Origin of the sequence: Geminicoccus sp. (assembly GCF_036263595.1) — a bacterium.
Classification (GTDB): Bacteria; Pseudomonadota; Alphaproteobacteria; order Geminicoccales; family Geminicoccaceae; genus Geminicoccus.
Genome location: NZ_DATAGQ010000152.1, coordinates 1 through 15,295, shown reverse-complemented (window position 1 = coordinate 15,295; position 15,295 = coordinate 1). Strand labels below are relative to the sequence as shown.

Sequence of the window (15,295 nt, the reverse complement as noted above, 5' to 3'; positions counted from 1 at the left end):
CATGACCGACCCTGCCAGAAACCCCCTGTTCCGCTTTCCCGGCCTGAAGCCGGTATCATGGTTCTTCTTCGTGTTTCTCTATGCGCCGATCGTGGTGCTGCTGGCGCTGGCCTTCAACGACAACCAGCAGGCCACCATCTGGACCGGTTTCAGCACGCGCTGGTTCGGCATCGTGCTGGACAATGCGGATCTGGTCCGGGCGTTCCGCAACTCCCTGACCGTGGCGATCACCGCCACGGTGCTCTCGACGGTGATCGCGACGCTGGCGGCACTGGGCATGAACCGCGCGCGCTTTCCCGGGCAGGACGGCGTGAACGCGCTGATCAGCCTGCCGCTGATCGTGCCGGAGATCGTTACCGCCGTGGCGACGCTCCTGTTCTTCATCATGCTGGGCTTTCGCCTGGGCCTGGGCACGGTGATCCTGGCGCACACCGTGTTCTGCATCCCCTTCGCCTATCTGCCGATCCGTGCCCGGCTGGAGGGCATGGACCCGCGCCTGGAGGAAGCCGCCCAGGACCTCTACGCGAACCGACGCCAGACCTTCGTCCGCATCGTGCTCCCGCAGCTTTGGCCCGGCATCATCTCCGGCGCGATGCTGGCCTTCATCATCAGCCTGGACGACTTCGTGATCACCTACTTCGTGGCGGGCGCCGGTGCCACGACCCTGCCGATCTACATCTTCGGCATGATCCGCATCGGCATCTCGCCGGAGGTCAACGCCGTCTCCGCCCTGATGCTGGCGATCTCGATCCTGTTCGTGGCGGCGTCATGGCTGGTCGGCCGGGTCAGGCGGTGACCCGGCCGCTGCCAACCGGAACTACGCGCCGGTCACGCGCCAGATCACGTCGCCCACGTCATCTGCTATCAGCAGCGAGCCGTCCGGTCCGATCGTCACGCCCACGGGCCGGCCATAGGACACGCTCTCGTCAGGTGCGAGGAAGCCCGTCAGGATGTCGCGCGGCGGGCCCGACGGGCGCCCGTTCTCGAAGGGGACGAACACGACGCGGTAGCCGCTGAGCTTGCTGCGGTTCCAGGAGCCGTGCTGGCCGATCACCATGCCGTCGGGAAAGTTGGGCAGCGTACCGGCCGGCAGCCAGCAAAGGCCGAGCGACGCGGTGTGACCGCCCAGGGCGTAGTCGGGCTGGATGGCTCTTGCGACCAGGGTGGGGTCCTGCGGTACCCGGTCGTCCACCGTCTTGCCCCAGTAGCAGTAGGGCCAGCCATAGAAGCCGCCGTCCTGGACCGAGGTCAGGTAGTCGGGCGGGGTCTCGTCGCCCAGGCCGTCGCGCTCGTTGACCACAGTCCAGAGGACGCCGGTGGTCGGCTCCCAGGCCAGGCCGACAGGATTGCGCAGACCCGATGCGAAGATGCGGCTCGTCTCGCTCGCCACGTCGAACTCGTAGATCGCAGCACGGCCTTCCTCGACCTGCATGCCGTTCTCGGCGATGTTGCTGAGCGAGCCCACGCCGATATACAGCTTCGAGCCATCCGGGCTCGGCAGGATGCTGCGGGTCCAGTGCCCGCCTGGCTTGAACTGGGTCAGCCTGCGCCCGGGCCCGGTGATGCGGTCGGCACCGGCGTCGTAGGGGAAGGCCATCAGGCCGTCGGTGTTGCCGACATAGAAGGTGCTCCCCAGGAGCGCCATGCCGAACGGCTGGTTCAGCTTGTCCAGGAAGACGCTCCGGGTCTCGGCCACGCCGTCCCCGTCCTTGTCGCGCAAGAGGGTGATGCGGTTCGGGCTTTCGCCCACGGCCGCGGCCCGCTGCATCGTGCTGAACATGGCGAGGTCGACGGCACCCTTGATCGGGTTCGCGATGGTCAGCGCTTCGGCGGTCAGCACGTCGCCGTTGGGCAGCACCTGGATCCAGCGCGGATGCTTCAGTCCCGTTGCGAATGCATTGACCTTGAGCCCTGGCGCCGCCACCGGCGTCTGCCCCTGCGGCCATCCCTTGGCCGTCGGCATCTTGAGCGTCGGGATGCTGCCCTGGGACCTGGCTGGCGGGATCGCCGGCGTGGTGCCCACGGCCTGCACAGCTGGCGGGCCGCCCCGGTGCCGGACCAGGACCGTGCCCGACCCGACCAGCGCGATGAAACGGCCGACAAGGCCGATCAGATTCATGGCGTTCCCCTCTTTGCCGCGGGCGACGCTAGCCAAAGCCCGTCATCCTTGGAACCGGAGAAGCCGGCAGGTGGGGCATTCTGCGTCCGATCCGTCGGTCCGCGAGCGAGGCCTCTCCATCAATCCGCTTCCGTCCCGCCGCATCCGTCGCCAAGATCGTGGGCGATGGGACAGGGCTCGACACAGGGTGAGCAGGGATGAACAAGTTTCTGGCGACGACTGCGGCCGTCGCCCTGCTGGTCGGTGGGACCGCCGGCGCGCAGGCCGACACGGTCAATCTCTACAGCTGGACCAACTATACGCCGCCGGAGCTCCTGAAGAAGTTCGAGGCGGAAACCGGCACGACCGTCGTCCTGGACGTCTATGACTCCAACGAGACTCTGCTCGCCAAGCTGCAGGCAGGGGCCACGGGCTATGATGTCGTGGTGCCGAGCGACTACATGGTCGGCACGATGATCCAGGCCGACCTGCTGGAACCGTTCGACGCGAAAACGCTCGATGGCTTCTCCAACGTCGACGAGAAGTTCACCGACCCCTGGTTCGATCCCGGCCGCCAGTACAGCATACCCTACATGTGGGGCACGACCGGCTTCACCTACGACAGCGCCCGTGTACCGGGCGGCAAGCTCGAGGAAAGCTGGAAATCCTTCTTCGAGCCGCCCGAAGAGCTGAGGGGCCAGATCGCCGCCCTCAACGACGAGGTCGAGCTCTGGAACGCGGCCGCCTACTTCACCGGGATCGATGTCTGCAGCGAGGACAGCAAGGACGCCCAGAAGATCCTGGCCGTGCTCGAGAACCAGAAGCCCTTCCTGGCGATGTACCAGTCCGACGGTGCCATCGAGCGGATGACCGCCGGCGAGGTGATCATGCATCACCAGTGGAACGGTTCGGCGCACCGCACCAAGATGAACAAGCCGAGCGTGATCTACGTATACCCCAAGGAGGGTATCACCATGTGGCAGGACAATTTCGTGGTCCCGAAGGGCGCGCCGAACAAGGAGGGCGCCAGGAAGTTCCTGGCCTGGATGATGAAGCCGGAGAACATTGCCCAGGCATCCAACTTCACCGGCTACAACAATGGCATCAAGGGATCGACTGAGTTCATGGAGCCCGCCCTGGCCAATGACCCGGCCGTCGTCGCCCCGCCCGAATATGCCGACCGGCTCAAGCCCGCGCGCGAGTGCGGCGAGAAGACCCGCGAGCTGCGCAACCGGGTGTTCACGCGCCTGAAGAAGTGAGCGAATCCGAGGTCGATCCGGACGAGGCGAAGCTCGTCCGGGAACTCTTCACGGCCGGGCTGCGCTACCTCGCCCGCATCTCGGCCAGCCGCGCCTCGGTCCGCCGCGTGCTGCTGCGCAAGCTGGCTAAGCTTCGTCCGCCCGACCCGTCGGCCGATCCGACCGCGATCGACGAGCGGCCGATCGACCGGGCGATCGAACGCCTGGCGGAGCTGGGCTATGTCGACGATGCGGCGTTCGCCCGCGGCCGTGGACGCAGCCTCGTGGCCAGGGGCGTGTCGAAGCTGGGCATCCGGCATCACATGGCGAGGCAGGGTGTCGATCGCACCACCGTCGAGGCTGCCTACGAGTCCCTGACGGACGAGGTGCCGGAGCCGGAAGCGGCCGCGGCGGCTGCCTTCGTGCGCAAGCGGCGGCTGGGCTGGCATCGGCCGGAGGAGGAACGCGCGCAATATCGCCGCGCCGACCTCGCCAAGCTGATCGGCCACGGCTTCCCCATGGAGATCGCACGTGCCGCCCTGGACGAGCCCCCGGACCAGCCCTGAGCGCGACGATGTAACCGTAAGCCGATCCCCAGCGTAGGGATGAACGACTTCTTCATCCCGGAAGCTGGAGCGCTCCATGCCACTGAGCCGTCGACTCCTCCTTGCCCTCGCCGTGCCGGCCTTCTGCGTCTGGAGCGCCGCCGGATTCGCCGCCGAGACGATGGCCTATACGGAGCAGGCCTTCGCCAAGGCGCAGGAACAGGGCAAGCCGATCCTGGTGGACATCACCGCACCATGGTGCCCGACCTGCAAGGCGCAGCGGCCGATCCTGGAGGAGCTGGCGGCCCGGCCCGAATTCGCCGACCTCGTGATCCTCGAGGTCGACTTCGACAGCCAGAAGGACGTCGTTCGCAGCCTGGGCGCCCGGATGCAGAGCACGTTGATCGCGTTCAAGGGAGCCCAGGAGGTCGGCCGCTCGGTGGGCGACACGAACCAGGATTCGATCGCCGCTCTGCTCGGCAAGACCGCCTGAGCACCACGATCCCATGATCGCGACCCTGGGCCTGGCCCTGCTCGCCGGCATCCTGTCGGTGCTCTCGCCCTGCGTGCTGCCGCTGCTGCCGATCGTGCTCGGCACCGCCGCCAGCGAGCACCGCTATGGCCCGGCCGCCCTGGCGGCTGGCCTGGCGCTGTCCTTCGTCGCGGTCGGCCTGTTCGTCGCCACGATCGGCTTCTCCATCGGCCTGGATGCCGGCCTGTTCCGCTACTTCGCCGCCTTCATGATCCTGACGATCGGCCTGGTCCTGGTGATGCCGCCGCTCCAGGCACGCTTCGCCGTGGCTGCCGGCTCGCTCGGGGGCTGGACGGAGCATCGTTTCGGCGGTTTCTCCAGCACGGGCCTCGGCGGCCAGTTCGGCGTGGGCCTGCTGCTCGGTGCCGTCTGGAGCCCCTGCGTCGGCCCGACCCTGGGCGCGACGTCCGTCCTGGCCGCCCAGGGCCAGGACCTGCCCGCGGTGGCAGCGACCATGCTCACGTTCGGCATTGGCGCCGCCCTGCCCCTGCTCCTGCTGGGGACGCTGTCCCGCGAGGCGATGCTGCGCTGGCGCCGCCGGCTGCAGAGCACCGGCAACGGCGCGAAGATCGCGCTCGGCATCTTGCTGCTGGTCATGGGCACCGCCGTCCTGACGGGCCTGGACAAGCGCATCGAGACCATCCTGGTCGATGCCTCGCCGGCATGGCTGACCGAGCTGACGACCCGGTTCTAGATCAGGAAATAACCACCTGGACTTTCCGACCACTGCGATTCCGCCAGTGTGTCACGCCCTGTGCTTCGGTCGTCTGAGCCGCGGGCAAGCCCGGCGATGCCTACCATCGTTTGCAGGTTCGCGTGTAATACACTTCTATAGTGTATATCTGCAGACAAGTGCATAACCATAAGGCGACAATTCCTCTTGCGTCATAGTACAGGAGTAAACTACCCTGACATCGCCGTGCATACTCGATTAAGTTTTGAGTGCACGAGATTGGTACAGCACGGAAATTGGCCAGCAATTCTGAGCCAACTATAATATGTGCTCCGCCTGCGACAGGCATTGTTGACCGATATTTCCGGCGGGAGGAAAATTAAATGTTGAGGCGCTCCTTACTGCGTTCGACGACTATTCTGACTGCTGCTATTGTAGCGTCAAGTACAGGCATCAGTCTCGCACAAGCAACATGCGTCCCAACTGTATGGGATCTTACAGCCGGCCAGACCATCAAGGTCGGCACGGTGACCGTCAGCAATGACACGACTTACCTATACGTGACCTACAAGCTGGATACGACTACTCAGCCCACTGCGAAGTTCGGAACGCTTCATCTCTGGGCTGGTACGGATCTGACCCTTCTTCCGGCAGTGAAGAATGGACCTAATGCTGGGATACCGATCCCGGGCCAGTTCCCATTCATCACCGGCAAATCTCCTTTTCCCGATGCAACCGGAACAACCGAATATACTTTCAAGATTCTACTAGCTGATCTCTCTATTACAGACATCACTAAGGCATGCGGCCTAAAACTATATGTCGTAACTCACGCTGAGGTGAAAAACGTCGAGGACTCCGGTGGCAATACGGCGGATCAGACAGCGTTTGGCGGCGACAAACCAATCAACGTCGAGGAGCCGGGTCGCTGGTGGTACTATGGCGTCTACAGCGTATGCTGTGACGAAGGAACCCCTGTCCTGGAGAACTGCCAGACCGCCTTCGCCAAGGGTCAGTTTGTCTTCACGACTGATAGCAAGAGCAACCCAGAAAGCCTCGATAGCCTGAGGCTCAGCAAGAATCGCTGGGGTTGGGCGATCAACTTGGTCAACACAACTTCAGGAACCCCGAACTACTATGACATCTGGGCCGGAGCAGGCCTCAATAGGACGAGCAACGGCACCAAGGTTGGTCAGTTGGCCATCACGTGGGATGGTTCGGAAGCTACCATTACGTATGATCTGTTCGATGGTTTCGTGATGAAGGAGCTGCACGTTTACGCCGACGACGCCAAGCCTACGACTGTGGCGCCCGGCCAGTATGGTCACACGCAGTATTTCGATCCTGAGGTGGACGGCTACAGCGTCACACTTCCGCTTACCTCGTCCAGCGCGCCTTACGATGGTGCATGGGTGATCGCTCATGCGGTTGTCTGCAAGCTAGAGAGCTAAGCGGGACCAGGGGGATCTTTCCCTTGAGGCTCAGCATGAGGCAGGGCGATGTCCCTGCCTCATTCTTTTCGGAGCAGGGACGAATCCTTCGCTGCCGAACTTGGCCCCTCCATCCTTTAACCGAACACCACCACCCGCTATAGCGACCGCCGTCGCACAGTTGGCGGGAGAGCGTGGTGGAGCGGATCAGCCTGGCCCTTTGGGCCTACGACGCAGGCGACCAGCCGGCCGACCTCGACGTCTTGGCGGCGCGGATCGACCGCAGGATGGCCGAGGCCGCTGCGGCCGGGGCGTCAATCCTGGTGCTGCCGGAATGGAACGTCGAGCAGACGCTGCTGTGGGGCGGCACGTCGCTCAAGCCCAACGACGAGCCCCGGTTCATGGCGGAAACGGGTGCCGGCCTGCTCGAAAGGGTGCGGGACCTGCCGGCCCGGCATGGGGTGGCGCTCGTGGCTGGCACCTGGTCGGGACCGGCCGCCGCGGGCGCGGGCTTCGTCAACCGCGCCTACATGGTCTTCCCCGACGGCACGCTGCTCACCCACGACAAGCTCTGCCTGGTCCCCTCCGAGAAGGACCCGAACGATTGGGCGCTGGCGACCGGCTCGACCGTTCGCGTCGCCACCTGGCGAGGCCTGCGCATCGCCATGCTGATCTGTCTCGACGTCGAGTTGCCCGCCCTGTCGACGATCCTGTCCGGCCTGGACATCGACCTGCTGCTCGTCCCCTCGAACACGGCGAAGCGGTCGGGCTACCATCGCGTGTTCGGCTGCGCCAAGGCACGCGCGATCGAGCTCGGCACGCTGGTGGGCGTTGTCGGCTGCGTCGGCACGGTACTCCTGCCGGAACCCCGCACCAATTTCAGCGGCGCTGCCGTCTACGGCCCCTGCGAGGCCATGTTCGGCGACACCGGCATCTTCGCCTTCCTGGAGCCGCGCGATGCTGGCGGGGACGTGCTGATCGCCCGCGACCTGCCGGTGGGCGAGATCCGCCGTCGCCGCCGGGAAGGCTTCGAGGTCTGGCCCGGGCCCTGGCCCGCCGGCCATGTGAAGGTGGAGGAAGTGACCATCGGAGACCGTGCGTGAGGACGATCTTCAGCCCGGACCATGCCCTGCACCACGGACGCTCCGAACTGATTGACGGGCAGCTGCAGCCCTGCTTCGAGAAGCCGGAGCGCGCGGAACTGGTGCGGGCAAGGGTCGAGGCGGTCGGGCTCGGCCCCGTCGAGGCGCCGGTCGAGTTCGGTCTGGAACCGATCCGCCGGGTTCATGCCCCCGACTATGTCGCCTTCCTCGAAACCGCCTGGGACGAGTGGGTCAAGGTGCATGGCAACTATGACGCCCTGCCGCTGGTCTGGCCCACGCCGGGGCTGCGCCGCGTCCTGCCGGACGCGATCGACGGCAAGCTCGGCTACTACTCAATCGATGCCGGCACGCCGATCACCGGCGGCACCTGGCGGGCGATCCGCGCCGGCGCCAACGTCGCCCTGACCGGTGCCGCCGCCATCGCACGCGGCAGCGAGCGTGCCATCTTCTCGCTCTGCCGCCCGCCCGGCCACCATGCCGGCAGCAACTTTTTCGGCGGCTACTGCTATTTCAACAATGCCGCCATCGCCGCCCAGCACCTGCTGGACCAGGGCGCCAACCGAGTGGCAATCCTGGATGTTGACTACCATCACGGCAACGGCACCCAGGAAATCTTCTACAACCGCGCCGACGTGCTGGTCCTGAACATCCACGCCGATCCGAAGCAGGAATATCCCTATTTCCTCGGCCATGCCGACGAGGCCGGCGCCGGGGCGGGCGAAGGCTTCAACGTCAACTATCCCCTCCCCTGGGGCACCGCCTGGCCGTCCTGGAACGAGGCCCTGGAAGCGGCCTGCGCCCGCCTGGTTGCCTATCGGCCGAACGCGGTCGTGGTCTCGCTGGGCGTCGACACCTTCGCCAAGGACCCGATCTCGCATTTCAGGCTGGAAACGGACCACTTCCCGCTGATCGGCCGCCGGATCGCGCGCCTGGACCTGCCGACCCATTTCGTCATGGAAGGCGGCTATGCGGTCGAGGAGATCGGGGTGAACGCGGTGGGCGTGCTGGAGGGCTTCGAGCAAGGGTAGCGGGGCGGAGGCACCGACCGGCATCCATGGTTCCGGTCTTCCGTGGTCCGATCCACCGCTGGACGGTCGCCCTCGCGATCCACGGCCTTCACATCGCGGCATGGCGATCGCCGGCTCAGGAGAAGGCAAGCCGATGAGCTATCCACCATTTCCCCAGGACGGCGGCTGCCGCTGCGGCCAGGTCCGCATCCGGATCAGCGAGCCGCCGCTACTCGCCATGGCCTGCCACTGCACGGGCTGCCAGCGCATGTCCGCCAGCGCCTACTCGCTCAGTGCGGCCATTCCCAGAGACGGGTTCACCGTCACGCAGGGCGAGCCCGTCATCGGCGGGCTGCACGGTGCCCACCGGCATTATTTCTGCCCGCACTGCAAGAGCTGGATGTTCACGCGGGCGGACGGCATGGACTGGTTCGTCAACCTCCGCCCGACCATGCTCGACAACCCTGGCTGGTTCACGCCCTATGTCGAGACCTGGACGAGCGAGAAGCTCCCCTGGGCAACCACGCCAGCCGTCCACAGCTACGAGCAGCTGCCGGCATTCGAGGACTTCGCCTGGCTGACGGAAGCCTACATGAAGCAGGCCGGCTCCTGATCGCCTCTCCTCAACCGACGACGCGCCAGGTGCCGTCCGGCTGCCGGCAGGCGGTCCCGCGTGCGGTCTCCGGCCGGCCGTCGACATAGATCGTGGTCTCGAAGTCCCGGCAGTCCTGGCCGTTCGACCCGTAGGTGCGGATCGGGGTGGTGTAGCCGTAATGTCCCGTGTCGGGATTGCGCCATGACGAGGCCGAGCCGGAGCGGTTGTACTCCAGCGCCTCGCTGGCGGCGTGCTCGGCATAGTCGCGATCCGCCGCATCCAGCGACTGGCCGACGGAGTTGCCGATCATCGCACCGAGCAGCGTGCCGATCGCCGTGTAGACCAGCGCCCGGTCGCCATCGGCATCCTCCCCCAGCGAGGCGCCGAGCAGCCCGCCACCGGCACCGCCCAGGACGGTGCCCCAGGTCGACTTGGTGTTGTCGGCGTACAGATTGTAGCTGGGCCCGGTCGAGCAGCCGACCAGCGATCCGGCCATCAGCGTCGCCATCACCAACCTGCGCATCGCACCTCTCCGACCATGTCACGCCAGCCCGTCCGGACCGGCCACCCGACCCCGATGGATCCTACTTCATTCTTCCTGAATGAACGCTGTCATCCCGCAGATGGATGCAAGGGTCGCGCTTGCCATGCGTTCCCCGGGCAGGCTACCGGACGTCGTCCGCGCCGGAGCCCACCCTGCCTATCGCCACCGACAATCTTCGCGCCGCACTGCTGATGGCGGCAGCGTCGACCCTGTTCACGCTCAACGACGCGCTGGTGAAGGTGCTGACGGGCGGCGGCGCCCAGATCGGCCTGATCCTGGCCGTGCGCGGGGTGTTCATGGTCCTGATCTACCTGATCGTGTTCCGGTCGCAGCTGCCGATCTGGTCCACCCGGCAGGTGCTGGAGCCCACCAACCTCGTGCGCGCGTTGTTCGAGGCGACCCTGTCCTGGGCAATGTTCACGTCGCTGATGCTCCTTCCGATCGCGACCGTGACCGCCCTGTATTTCACGACGCCGCTGCTGGCGACCGCCCTCGGCGCCGCCGTGCTCGGCGAGCGCGTGGGGATCTGGCGCTGGTCGGCCGTGGTCGTGGGCTTCATCGGGATCCTGGTCGCGATCCGGCCGGGCTCCACGGCGTTCGAGCCGGCCCTCCTGCTGCCCCTGCTGGCCGCACTTCTGTCCGCGGGCAGGGACTTGGTCACTCGCAGGCTCCCCCACGACCTCCCGAGCGGCGTTGTGGCGGTTTCCACGGCCAGCGCCATGATGGGAAGCGGCTTCGTCTCGCTCCCGGCGGCCCCCTGGTCGAATGTGTCCCTCGCGCTCGTGGCGGTGCTGGGCGGCTCGGCCCTCATCACGGCCCTGGCACTCTTCGCCTATATCCGCGCCAGCCGCCTGGGCGAGATCAGCTTCCTGGCACCGATCCGCTATTTGTCGATCCTGACCGCCATGATCCTGGGCCTGTTGATCTGGCAGGACGTCCCGGACCGCTGGGACCTGGCCGGCACGCTCCTCATCGTGGCGTCGGGCTGCCTCATCTTCTACCGCGAGCGCGTGCGGATGCAGGCGGCCTGATGGATCCAAGCAAGGTCGTTCCCCTCCGCAAGGACAATCTCAGGGCTGCCGCCCTGGTCATCGGCGCGGTCGCCTTCTGGTCGGTCGGCGATACGCTGGTGAAGCTGCTGACGGAGCGGATCACCATCCCCGAGATCCTGTTCCTGCGCGGCCTGATGAGCATCGTCCTGGTGGTGGCGGTCGCATGGCTCGGGGGATGGCGCCCGTCCCTGCGCACGCTGGCCCATCCGCTCGTGCTGTTCCGGGGACTGATCGAGATCGCCGTGGTGTTCGCCTACCTGTCCGGCGTGGCCCAGCTGCCGATCGCGATCGCGAACACCCTGGTCTTCACCTCGCCCCTTTGGGGCGTCGCCCTGGGCGGCCTGGTACTCGGCGAGCGGCTGGGCCGCGCGCGCATCGGTGCTGTGCTGCTGGGCTTCACCGGCATGCTGTTCGTGACCGATCCATTGGGCACGAGCGCTTCCTGGTGGGTCGTGCTGCCGCTGGTGGCCGCCCTCCTTCAGGCACTGGGCGATCTGGTCACCCGGCGGATCGACAAGAACATCCCCACCGATTCGATCACGATCACGACCCTGGTCATGATCACCTTGGGCGGCGGCCTGGCCTCGGTGGGAGATCTCAGCCTTCCGGGCCTGCCTGAGTTCGGCCTGCTCGCGGCCGGCGCCGTGCTGCTCGTGGGCGCCTATCTCTGCTATATCAGGGCATTCCGCATCGGCGAGATGAGCTTTGCCGCGCCGTTCAAGTACGTGTCGATTCCGCTGACCATGCTGAGCGGCTGGCTGGTCTGGGGCGACCGCCCGACGATGTGGATGTTGTTCGGCGCCCTGCTCATCGTGATGGCCGGTATCCTGATCGTCTGGCAGGATCGCCCACGGCAAGATTGAGCGGCCCTCTCGCCGGAACCTCTTTGGAAGTGAGCGCCCGTTGCAGCTCGACATGATCGTCCACAACGCGACCCTGCCGGACGGCCAGACCGGCGTGGACATCCTCATCTCCGACGGCCTGATCCAGGCGGTGGGACCGAACATCCAGGCGACGGCGCTCGAGGAGATCGACGCTGACGGGCGCCTCGTCAGCCCGCCGCTGATCGACTGCCATTTCCACATGGACGCGACCCTGTCGCTCGGCCTCCCGCGGCTCAACCGGTCCGGCACGCTCCTGGAAGGGATCGCGCTCTGGAACGAGCTGAAGCCGCTTCTCACGCAGGAAGCCCTGCTGGAGCGTGGGCTGCGCTATTGCGACATGGCGGTAGCGCAGGGCATCGGCGCCATCCGCACCCATGTCGACGTGTGCGACGACCGGCTGGTCGGCGTCGAGGCGATGGTCGAGCTGCGCGCCCGCGTGTCATCCTACCTGACCCTGCAGCTCGTCGCCTTCCCCCAGGACGGGCTCTACCGCTCGCCGACTGCCATGCAGAACCTGATGCGCGCGCTGGACTTGGGCGTCGACGTGATCGGCGGCATCCCGCACTTCGAGCGGACCATGGAGGACGGCCGGCGCTCGGTGACCGAGATGTGCGAGCTCGGCGCCAATCTCGGCCGGATGGTCGACCTCCATTGCGACGAGAGCGACGATCCCCTTTCCCGCCATGTCGAGCAGTTCGCCTACGAGACGCAGCGGCTGGGCCTGGGCGGCCGAGTCACCGGCTCGCACCTCACCTCCATGCACAGCATGGACAACTACTACGCCAGCAAGCTGATCGCACTCATCGCGGAAAGCGGGATGGCCGCGATCAGCAACCCACTCATCAACATCACCCTGCAGGGCCGCCACGACACCTATCCGCGCAGACGCGGCCTCACCCGCGTGCCCGAGCTGCAGGCGGCCGGGGTGCCGGTGGCGTTCGGCCAGGACTGCGTGATGGACCCCTGGTACTCGATGGGCTCGGGCGACATGCTGGAAGTCGCCCATATGGGCGTGCATGCCGTGCCCATGACGTCGATGGACCAGATCCGGTCCGCCTTCGACGCGGTCACCTCGGTCCCGGCCTCGATCATGAACCTGGAAGGCTATGGCCTCACGCCGGGCTGCAAGGCGGACCTGATCGTACTGGACGCGGCCGACCCGGTCGAAGCCGTGCGGATCAAGCCGCCAAGGCTGCACGTGATCCGCGGCGGCAAGGTCCTGGCGAGGTCCGCGCCCAGGACGAGCAGCCTGAACGTGCCGGGGCGGCCCGGGATGGTGACGTTCGGCCGGGGCATCTCCCCGGCCTGACCTCCATGACCCGCTGGTCAGCCGGCCTCGGGCAGGGTCGTCTTCCAGCCCATCACCGCACCGCCCACCGCGCGCACGATGGCGATGCGGCCAAAGCCAGGAACGGTCCAGGGCTCGCGCAGCACCTGCCCGCCGGCCTCGGCCACCTTGCGGACCCGCGCATCCACGTCGTCGACCTCGACATAGGCGATCAGGTGCTCAGGAATGCCGTCGAACATGGGGTCGCTCATGTCAAAGATTCCGCCGACCACCTCGCCATCCGCCTGGAGCAGCCAGTAGGTCTGCCCTTCGGGCAGCGGCACGGCCTGGAACGTCCAGCCGAGCGTGGCGCCGAAGAAGCGCTTGGCCGCCTCCGGATCGCGCGTGTTGATCTCGTTCCATACGAACCGACCGTGTTTTGCCATCCGACACTCTCCCGGGCCAAGTTGACGCTGGTGCTGGAGTGGCGCTGCTAGGCGACCTTCGAAGCGTGTGCCTCCAGGCAGGCTTCCAGATCGCGTTGGGTCACCCGCCACTCCCGGCCGAACTTGATCGCACGCAGCTTGCCAGCGGCGATCATCTGCCGGATCGTGCTTTCCTTCAGCTTGAGCATCTCGGCCACGTCGCGCACCGTCATCAACGGTTGGGTGAGCATGTGAGTCCTCGGAGTTTCCCCGCCCCCCACGCCGGTAGTCCTGGCTGGTGCTGCGACGCAACGTCCCGTGATGCCGCAGGTCCCGCCAATCACCGGACAGTGTCTGTTGATCGCTGTTTGTGATGCTTGAAAGTGGTTGATGCCGTTGAAATGTGCCGGCTGGCGTTCCATCTTATCGGTGTCGCACGTACCACCTTGACGCCGCGTCATCCCCGGGTCGCAAATCCCTTGGGCGACGCGGCGTTCTTTATGAGCGGGATGCCGCTGGACCGGCTCGATCGGCCGCAGCGGTCCAGTCAGACGGCGCTCGGGTGGACGTATATGCGCAAGCTCCTGCACATCCTGTTGCTGACCCTGCTGTTCCTGCCCTTCGCGGCGTTCGCGGACGAGGCGGAGCTGCGGGCGTTCGGCCGAAGCCTGGGCTTGCGCGACCTGGACGGCTTCGTTGCGGCCGTGGAAACGATCAGGACCGAAGGCAGGCTGCCCGAGCGATGGATCACCAAGCGGCAGGCGCAGCGCCTTGGCTGGCGGCCCGGCGAGGACCTGTGCGACGTCGCCGAAGGACGCGCCATCGGCGGCGATCGATTCGGCAATCGGGAAGGCAGGCTGCCGGATCGCCGGGGGCGCCGCTGGACCGAGGCGGACCTCGACTTCGACTGCGGCCGCCGCGGCGCCAAGCGCCTCGTGTTCTCGAGCGACCGGCTGATCTTCGTCACCGTCGATCACTATGACAGCTTCCACGAGGTGCCCGAATGATCCGGATCGTCATCGGCGCCGGGCTGGCCGGGCGCCAGGAGGTGTTCGACGCCGTGGCGCAGGCGATCGGCGGCGGGCCGGGCAGCATCCGCAACCTCGACGCCCTGTTCGACGTCCTGCGCACGGATGTCCGGGGCCCGATCGAGATGGTCTGGCACCAGGGGCGCGATGGCGGCCTGGACGCCGTGCTTCGCGTGCTGCAGGACGTGGCGGCCGAGCGCGACGACGCCCGGCTCGTCATCGAGGCTTCGGCCTCGCAACCGCATGGGAACGGAGCGAGAATGCGTTTTGCCGGCAAGACCGTGGTCGTGACGGGGGCGGCCCAGGGGATCGGGCGCGCCTGCATCGAGGCCTTCGCCACCGAGGGCGCCAAGGTCGTGATCGCCGATGTCGATCGTGCGCAAGGGGAAGCCCTGGCCGAGGCACTTCGCCGGCAGGGCAGCCAGGCGCTGTTCCACGAGACGGATGTCGGGGACCGTGCGTCCGCCCAGGGGCTGATCGACGCTGCCGTGGCCTTTGGCGGCCGGCTCGACGTGCTTGTCAACAATGCCGGCATCATCCGTGCCGCCGACTTTCTCGAGCTGGAAGAGGCCGATTTCGACGCTGTCCTGCGCGTCAACCTGAAAGGCGCCTTCCTGTGCGGCCAGGCGGCGGCCAGGGTGATGGCGGCGCAAGGACAGGGTGCCATCGTGAACATGTCGTCGGTGAACGGTGTGCTGGCGATCCCGAACCAGACACCCTACGTCGTCAGCAAGGGCGGGCTGAACCAGCTCACCAACGTCATGGCGCTCTCGCTGGCCGACAAGGGCGTGCGGGTCAACGGCGTGGGGCCTGGTTCGATCCTGACGGACATGCTGAAGACGGTCATGGTGGACGCGGCCGCCCGCTCCAAGAT

The 15,295-nt window shown here is 66.5% G+C and carries 18 protein-coding genes; 14 read left to right on the top strand and 4 right to left on the bottom strand.

Annotated elements, in window-relative coordinates; translation table 11 throughout:
- Position 1: 1 nt before the first annotated feature.
- A complete protein-coding gene (locus tag VHL31_RS16345; protein WP_329662297.1) occupies positions 2 to 796 on the top strand; it encodes an ABC transporter permease in 795 nt (264 codons plus the stop codon).
- Positions 797 to 817: 21 nt separating this feature from the next.
- Here VHL31_RS16345 and VHL31_RS16340 read toward each other — a convergent pair whose 3' ends face one another.
- A complete protein-coding gene (locus VHL31_RS16340) occupies positions 818 to 2,119 on the bottom strand; it encodes a sorbosone dehydrogenase family protein (RefSeq protein WP_329662296.1) in 1,302 nt (433 codons plus the stop codon).
- Positions 2,120 to 2,316: 197 nt separating this feature from the next.
- Here VHL31_RS16340 and VHL31_RS16335 point away from each other — a divergent pair, with 197 nt between their 5' ends.
- The 8 genes from VHL31_RS16335 to VHL31_RS16300 all read left to right on the top strand — a co-directional run bounded on the left by VHL31_RS16335 (position 2,317) and on the right by VHL31_RS16300 (position 9,239).
- Positions 2,317 to 3,357, top strand: coding sequence for an extracellular solute-binding protein (locus tag VHL31_RS16335; protein WP_329662295.1), 1,041 nt, complete (start codon positions 2,317 to 2,319; stop codon positions 3,355 to 3,357).
- Entirely contained in the window at positions 3,354 to 3,902 is a 549-nt protein-coding gene (locus tag VHL31_RS16330) for a regulatory protein RecX (protein WP_329662294.1), read from the top strand. Before VHL31_RS16335 ends, VHL31_RS16330 begins: the two co-directional genes overlap by 4 nt.
- A 76-nt stretch (positions 3,903 to 3,978) precedes the next feature.
- The gene (locus VHL31_RS16325) at positions 3,979 to 4,374 is read left to right on the top strand and encodes a thioredoxin family protein (protein WP_329662293.1); all 396 of its coding nucleotides are present in this window, start codon (positions 3,979 to 3,981) and stop codon (positions 4,372 to 4,374) included.
- A 13-nt stretch (positions 4,375 to 4,387) separates the two neighbouring features.
- Entirely contained in the window at positions 4,388 to 5,107 is a 720-nt protein-coding gene (locus VHL31_RS16320) for a cytochrome c biogenesis CcdA family protein (protein ID WP_329662292.1), read from the top strand.
- A 362-nt stretch (positions 5,108 to 5,469) separates the two neighbouring features.
- The gene (locus VHL31_RS16315; RefSeq protein ID WP_329662291.1) at positions 5,470 to 6,537 is read left to right on the top strand and encodes a hypothetical protein; all 1,068 of its coding nucleotides are present in this window, start codon (positions 5,470 to 5,472) and stop codon (positions 6,535 to 6,537) included.
- 176 nt (positions 6,538 to 6,713) lie between these two features.
- A complete protein-coding gene (locus VHL31_RS16310; protein ID WP_329662290.1) occupies positions 6,714 to 7,619 on the top strand; it encodes a nitrilase-related carbon-nitrogen hydrolase in 906 nt (301 codons plus the stop codon).
- On the top strand, positions 7,616 to 8,647 hold the full coding sequence (locus tag VHL31_RS16305) for a histone deacetylase family protein (RefSeq protein ID WP_329662289.1): 1,032 nt from the start codon (positions 7,616 to 7,618) through the stop codon (positions 8,645 to 8,647). Before VHL31_RS16310 ends, VHL31_RS16305 begins: the two co-directional genes overlap by 4 nt.
- 133 nt (positions 8,648 to 8,780) lie before the next feature.
- Positions 8,781 to 9,239 carry a GFA family protein gene (locus VHL31_RS16300; protein WP_329662288.1) on the top strand — a complete coding sequence of 153 codons (459 nt, stop codon included), beginning with the start codon at positions 8,781 to 8,783 and terminating at the stop codon, positions 9,237 to 9,239.
- Between the two features lie 10 nt (positions 9,240 to 9,249).
- Here VHL31_RS16300 and VHL31_RS16295 read toward each other — a convergent pair whose 3' ends face one another.
- Positions 9,250 to 9,744 carry an RT0821/Lpp0805 family surface protein gene (locus VHL31_RS16295; RefSeq protein WP_329662287.1) on the bottom strand — a complete coding sequence of 165 codons (495 nt, stop codon included), beginning with the start codon at positions 9,742 to 9,744 and terminating at the stop codon, positions 9,250 to 9,252.
- Positions 9,745 to 9,863: 119 nt separating this feature from the next.
- Here VHL31_RS16295 and VHL31_RS16290 point away from each other — a divergent pair, with 119 nt between their 5' ends.
- From VHL31_RS16290 to VHL31_RS16280, 3 genes are read left to right on the top strand one after another with little or no spacing between them, the layout of a single operon-like run.
- Entirely contained in the window at positions 9,864 to 10,796 is a 933-nt protein-coding gene (locus VHL31_RS16290) for a DMT family transporter (protein ID WP_329662286.1), read from the top strand.
- On the top strand, positions 10,796 to 11,680 hold the full coding sequence (locus VHL31_RS16285; RefSeq protein ID WP_329662285.1) for a DMT family transporter: 885 nt from the start codon (positions 10,796 to 10,798) through the stop codon (positions 11,678 to 11,680). The genes VHL31_RS16290 and VHL31_RS16285 overlap by 1 nt, the downstream gene beginning before the upstream one ends.
- 52 nt (positions 11,681 to 11,732) lie before the next feature.
- On the top strand, positions 11,733 to 13,010 hold the full coding sequence (locus VHL31_RS16280; RefSeq protein WP_329662284.1) for an amidohydrolase family protein: 1,278 nt from the start codon (positions 11,733 to 11,735) through the stop codon (positions 13,008 to 13,010).
- A 17-nt stretch (positions 13,011 to 13,027) separates the two neighbouring features.
- On the opposite strand, the gene VHL31_RS16275 is transcribed toward VHL31_RS16280, so the two are convergent.
- On the bottom strand, positions 13,028 to 13,414 hold the full coding sequence (locus tag VHL31_RS16275; protein WP_329662283.1) for a VOC family protein: 387 nt from the start codon (positions 13,412 to 13,414) through the stop codon (positions 13,028 to 13,030).
- Positions 13,415 to 13,461: 47 nt separating this feature from the next.
- Entirely contained in the window at positions 13,462 to 13,815 is a 354-nt protein-coding gene (locus VHL31_RS16270; protein WP_329662282.1) for a helix-turn-helix domain-containing protein, read from the bottom strand.
- 150 nt (positions 13,816 to 13,965) lie between these two features.
- Between VHL31_RS16270 and VHL31_RS16265 the strand changes: the two genes are divergently transcribed.
- Both VHL31_RS16265 and VHL31_RS16260 read left to right on the top strand, forming a co-directional pair.
- Positions 13,966 to 14,400, top strand: coding sequence for a ribonuclease domain-containing protein (locus VHL31_RS16265; RefSeq protein WP_329662281.1), 435 nt, complete (start codon positions 13,966 to 13,968; stop codon positions 14,398 to 14,400).
- Positions 14,397 to 15,295 (top strand): SDR family NAD(P)-dependent oxidoreductase (locus tag VHL31_RS16260; protein ID WP_329662280.1); only part of this gene is annotated, 899 nt, incomplete at its 3' end. The genes VHL31_RS16265 and VHL31_RS16260, both read left to right, overlap by 4 nt.